Genomic DNA, 5,283 nt, shown 5'->3' with positions numbered 1-5,283 from the left:
ATGAACTCCGCTCCGCTCCGGCCTTGACAGAACCCCGGCTAAAACTGGTGTTGCATTTAGGAGAGAGTTGAAAGAAAAAAAGTGTCAAGTAAATTTAGGACGTGACAGACATTCCTTCGTACCTCCAACTTCGTATTTCGTACTTTAATACGTTTAGAGCTTCAATCCTTCAACCTCAAACAATAGCGGAATAATCCTATTTTCCCGAATAAGGTCAAGGCCCAACTTTACCCCAACGTTGCCGTGGCAGTAACCATTGTAGTATCAAGGGAGGGATCATTGCTGATAGCCCTTACCGCATAGGTGGTGGTTGAAATATTAGGGAATAGGATGCACCGGAAGCGATGTGTTCCCCACTATTTGCGAAAATGACTTACAAATTACAAAAATCCCCACTATCACAATATCCATGTAAAGCAGTTAGATTACAATTGGATACAATCAAATCTAAAATACAACTATGCCCTTTCCTATATTAGAGGAATTGGAAATTACGATTATCTCCAATTCTAAACTTCACCCAGAAGGGGACTCCAGCTTCTACGCCAATCTACACCCATATGGGGTAAATAATGAAGGGCTATGACTCCAAATACTGCCTAGGCTATAAATATTTAAACAATTAAACACTACGTAGGCTACTTATAGGAGGAAACCGATAAAGCTGATTTGACTATTGCCTAGAACTAGTATGCTGCATATTTCCCCCACTTTCCACTTTTACCAAAACAAAAAAAATTCTTGTTGAAATAAATATGGTTTTTTTAGGTCATGATGTTGATCTTTGGCAAAAGACCACACCATATCAGAACTGACAGGGCTAACAAAACAGCAACCCTCGAGAATCTAAAGGATATCCGATGACCAACGCTTCAAAAGGATCAATACAGAAAGCAAGCTGCTTATCAATCATCAAAATAATTGCATTTAAGTCTGAAACTGCTCCTTTATTACCTAATTGTGCATCCTCCAATTTTACAATTTGTAAATCTTACATTTAACCACTGCCAAGTACTTCAAATCCCTTAAAAAAAACAACCCCCTCCAGATCTCTCGGGAAGGGGCTGACCAATTATTCAAAGCCAGAAACTGTTACTTTTTCACCAGCCTGCCGGTCATCACCTCTTTACCGGATTGTACAATGACCTGGTACATTCCCGAACTCAGATCTTTCAGGTCAATGTTGTGGACAAAGTTGCCCTCCTGATGTACCTGTTCCTCGTACACCAGTCTGCCAGCGGCATCGAATATCCTGATGCCTACCGTTCCAGCGCTTGAGAGTTGGACCAGTAAGTTAGTTTCCTGGGTGGCAGGATTAGGGTAGATCAGGATCTCACCTCTGGCTAGCTCTCTGAGTAATGTAAGCTCCCTGCTAATGGTCTGACCTGCCCTGTCAGTGCTGTGGACGGTGACGGTCATCTGTTCTTCAGGTATTCCTGCTCCTTTCCATATAAGGACATTCCTATCTATAAAGAAATCTGGATGCTCGTCCATACTGTAGGTATGTATATTGTCCACAGGATCCAAGGTGTTTAAACTTCCGATGATCTCGCCGCTTTGGACTTTTATCGAAACCTTGTTCTTGCTCAACATGATATCTTCTGCAAGAGGTTTGTCAAGTACGATCACTGGGATGTCAATCGAATTGTCCCAGCCTTCGAAGCCTTCGTTGTCCATAGTTGCTGTTATCCTGTAAAGATCAGGTCTGAGCGGATTGTAGTCGTTCATCTGCCACTTGAGGCTGTTGATGTATTCAGGATCATTTCCCTCCTCGAAGATGACGCCTTCGCTAATTACCTTGTTAAACGCTGTGTTCCAAGGTACTACCAGCATATCGGAAAGTTCCGACTCCTCATCAATTCTACCGTTCTTCTTCGTTACTTTACATTTAAAGACGAGCAGGTTGAACCTGAAATTGTCAGTTGCCCTGTTTCCTGAAGGATCCTTGGCCTCAAATCTTACAAAGATATTCTCAGATTTCCTGAATTTGGTTCCCGGTGCGGGGTATTGAGTCAGTTCATATCCGCAATTATCGGATACCTCTACCCTGTCCCTAAAGTCTGGCATGGTGAAGGTGTCTCCTTTCTTCATCATCCATACAAAGGCTTTCTTGGCAACCTTTATTTTTGGTTTGGATTCGTCCACTACCACTACCGTGAACTCGGTAACACTTCTGTTTCCTTTGCTGTCTCTTGCAATCAGTTTGACAGTAGTCTTCCCGATATCCTCACAGGTGAAGTTGCGTTTGCTTAGCTCCAGTATGAGATTGTCGCAGGATGCTTCGGAACCGTTATCCGCCATGGCAGTGGTAAGAGTTGCCTTGCCTTGACTGTTGAGTTTCAGTATCACCACAGGCTTAGCTTTGGCAATTACTTCACATTTACATTTCGGCTGTTCAATAACAACTACCTTGGCCATTGACACACAGTTGTCTTCTCCTTTAACCCTCACATTGTATTTGCCTGGCAATACTTGGCTGAATACCGGACTGGTCTGGAATGCTCCACCAATGCTGTAGGTGTATTTACGGCCCCGTGGTGAGTTGACCTTGATGTTGCCCGTGGGTACTTCACATGTAGGCTGGATCACGCTTACTTCCGGTGCTGCTGGTGTCAGAGGTTCTTTTATTACGACTACCTTGGCCAATGACACACAGTTGTCTGCTCCTTTAACCGTCACCTGGTAAGTGCCTGGCATTACATTGTTGAATACCGGACTGGTCTGGAATGCTCCACCAATGCTATAGGTATACTTACGTTTACGTCCCAGAGGTGAGGTGACCTTGATGGTGCCCGTGGATACTTCACATGTAGGCTGGATCACGCTTACTTCCGGTGCTGCTGGTGCCAGAGGTTCTGTTATTACAACTACCTTGGCCAATGACACACAGTTGTCTGCTCCTTTAACCGTCACTTGGTAAGTGCCTGGCATTACGTTGTTGAATACCGGACTGGCCTGGAATGCTCCGCCAATGCTATAGGTATTTTTACGTTTACGGCCCTGCGGTGAGGTGACCTTGATGGTCCCAGTGGGGTTTTCACACGTAGGCTGGATCACGCTTACATCTGGTGCTGCTGGTGCCAGAGGTTCTGTAATAACAACTACCGTGGCACTTGAAACACATTCGTCTGCGCCTTTTACCGTCACCTGGTAAGTGCCTGGCATTACGTTGTTGAATACCGGACTGGCCTGGAATGCTCCGCCAATGCTATAAGTATTTTTACGTTTACGGCCCCGCGGTGAGGTGACCTTAATGGTGCCAGTGGGGTTTTCACACGTAGGCTGGATCACGCTTACTTTCGGTGCTGGTGCCAGAGGTTCTGTAATAACAACTACCGTGGCACTTTAAACACATTCGTCTGCGACTTTTACCGACACCTGGTAAGTGCCTGGCATTACGTTGTTGAATACCGGACTGGCCTGGAATGCTCCGCCAATGCGATCAGTATTTTTACGTTTACGGCCCCGCGGTGAGGTGACATTAATGGTGCCCGTGGGGTTTTCACACGTAGGCTGGATCACGCTTACATGTGGTGCTGCTGGTGCCAGAGGTTCTGTAATAACAACTACCGTGGCACTTTAAACACATTCGTCTGCGACTTTTACCGACACCTGGTAAGTGCCTGGCATTACGTTGTTGAATACCGGACTGGCCTGGAATGCTCCGCCAATGCTATAAGTATTTTTACGTTTACGGCCCCGCGGTGAGGTGACCTTAATGGTGCCAGTGGGGTTTTCACACGTAGGCTGGATCACGCTTACTTTCGGTGCTGGTGCCAAAGGTTCTGAAATAACAACTACCGTGGCCATTGAAACACATTCGTCTGCGCCTTTTACCGTCACCTGGTAAGTGCCTGGCAATACGTTGTTGAATACCGGACTGGTCTGGAAGGCTCCGCCAATGCTATAGGTATTTTTACGTTTACGGCCCCGCGGTGAGGTGACCTTGATAGTGCCAGTGGGGTTTTCACACGTAGGCTGGATCACGCTTACTTTCGGTGCTGGTGCCAGAGGTTCTGTAATAACAACTACCGTGGCCATTGAAATACATTCGTCTGCGCCTTTTACCGTCACCTGGTAAGTGCCTGGCAATACATTGTTGAATACCGGACTGGTCTGGAATGCTCCGCCAATACTATAGGTATATTTACGTTTACGGCCCCGCGGTGAGGTGACCTTGATGGTCCCAGTGGGGTTTTCACACGTAGGCTGGATCACGATTACTTCAGGCGCTGGAGGTGCGTCCTCGGCTTCCTGTATCGTAAATGGCGCAGAGGCTACACTAACACATTCGTCCTCATTGGTGGCCGTCACATTGTAAGTCACGCCGGTGGTGAAGCCGGTGATCTCCCCGCCGGCTCCCACCGTCGGTCCCGCAGGGCTGAAGATATAGGTGTAGGCTGGATCGTAATTCGTGATCGTGGCACTGCCCGGGTCCTCGCACGTCGGATCCACAACAACAACCAGCGGCTGAACAGGGGCTTCCTCGGCTTCTTGTATCATAAACGGTGCAGAGGCTACACTAATACACTCGTCCTCATTGGTGGCCGTTACGGTATAAGACTCTCCTGTGATAAAACCGGTGATCTCGCCGTTTGCTCCAACCGTCGGTCCCGAAGGACTGAAAATATAGGTGTAGGCAGCATCGTAATTCGTGATCGTGGCGCTGCCCGGCTCCTCGCACGTCGGATCCACAACAACAACCACAGGCTGAACAGGGGCTTCCTCGTATAACTTCGTATAATGTATGCTATACGAAGTTATTACGAGCCCCTGTTCAGCCTGTGGTTGTTGTTGTGGTTCCGACGTGCGAGGAGCCGGGCAGTGCCACGATCACGAATTACGATCCTCGTATAACTTCGTATAATGTATGCTATACGAAGTTATTACGAGCCCCTGTTCAGCCTGTGGTTGTTGTTGTGGTTCCGACGTGCGAGGAGCCGGGCAGTGCCACGATCACGAATTACGATCCTCGTATAACTTCGTATAATGTATGCTATACGAAGTTATTACGAGCCCCTGTTCAGCCTGTGGTTGTTGTTGTGGTTCCGACGTGCGAGGAGCCGGGCAGTGCCACGATCACGAATTACGATCCTCGTATAACTTCGTATAATGTATGCTATACGAAGTTATTACGATCGTGAACTCAGCAGAGGCAGGGCTCACGCACTCGTCGCCGCTGGTGGCCGTCACGGTGTAAGTCACGCCGGTGGTGAAGCCGGTGATCTCCCCGCCGGCTCCCACCGTCGGTCCCGCAGGGCTGAAGATATAGGTGTACGCTGG

6 protein-coding genes are annotated in these 5,283 nt (G+C 47.8%); 1 reads left to right on the top strand and 5 read right to left on the bottom strand.

The annotated features are described in order from the left end of the window. The first annotated feature begins 460 nt into the window (after positions 1-460). The gene (locus FPL27_RS20180; protein ID WP_262712081.1) at positions 461-586 is read left to right on the top strand and encodes a hypothetical protein; all 126 of its coding nucleotides are present in this window, start codon (positions 461-463) and stop codon (positions 584-586) included. A 234-nt stretch (positions 587-820) separates the two neighbouring features. Here the strand turns inward: FPL27_RS20180 and FPL27_RS19900 are convergent, their stop codons facing one another. From FPL27_RS19900 to FPL27_RS19950, 5 genes are all read right to left on the bottom strand, one after another. Beyond that, on the bottom strand, positions 821-973 hold the full coding sequence (locus tag FPL27_RS19900) for a hypothetical protein (protein WP_185974348.1): 153 nt from the start codon (positions 971-973) through the stop codon (positions 821-823). Between the two features lie 119 nt (positions 974-1,092). Beyond that, positions 1,093-3,291 (bottom strand): T9SS type A sorting domain-containing protein, encoded by a 2,199-nt coding sequence (locus tag FPL27_RS19625; protein ID WP_143962942.1) that lies wholly within the window; start codon positions 3,289-3,291, stop codon positions 1,093-1,095. A gap of 54 nt (positions 3,292-3,345) precedes the next feature. Next, positions 3,346-3,522 carry a hypothetical protein gene (locus tag FPL27_RS19895; RefSeq protein ID WP_185974431.1) on the bottom strand — a complete coding sequence of 59 codons (177 nt, stop codon included), beginning with the start codon at positions 3,520-3,522 and terminating at the stop codon, positions 3,346-3,348. A 57-nt stretch (positions 3,523-3,579) separates the two neighbouring features. Beyond that, positions 3,580-4,707 carry a hypothetical protein gene (locus tag FPL27_RS19620; protein ID WP_143962941.1) on the bottom strand — a complete coding sequence of 376 codons (1,128 nt, stop codon included), beginning with the start codon at positions 4,705-4,707 and terminating at the stop codon, positions 3,580-3,582. A 372-nt stretch (positions 4,708-5,079) separates the two neighbouring features. Beyond that, positions 5,080-5,283, bottom strand: a 204-nt coding sequence (locus FPL27_RS19950) for a hypothetical protein (protein ID WP_221936633.1), incomplete at its 5' end; no start/stop codon positions are given.

This window comes from Litoribacter populi (genome assembly GCF_007483685.1).
GTDB lineage: Bacteria > Bacteroidota > Bacteroidia > Cytophagales > Cyclobacteriaceae > Litoribacter > Litoribacter populi.
The sequence above is the reverse complement of the archived record's forward strand: the minus strand, read 5'-3'. Positions and strand labels throughout refer to the sequence as shown.

Excerpts from the sequence above, each read along its gene's own strand:
- FPL27_RS20180 (WP_262712081.1), top strand. The coding sequence starts at position 461 with ATGCCCTTTCCTATATTAGAGGAATTGGAAATTACGATTATCTCCAAT.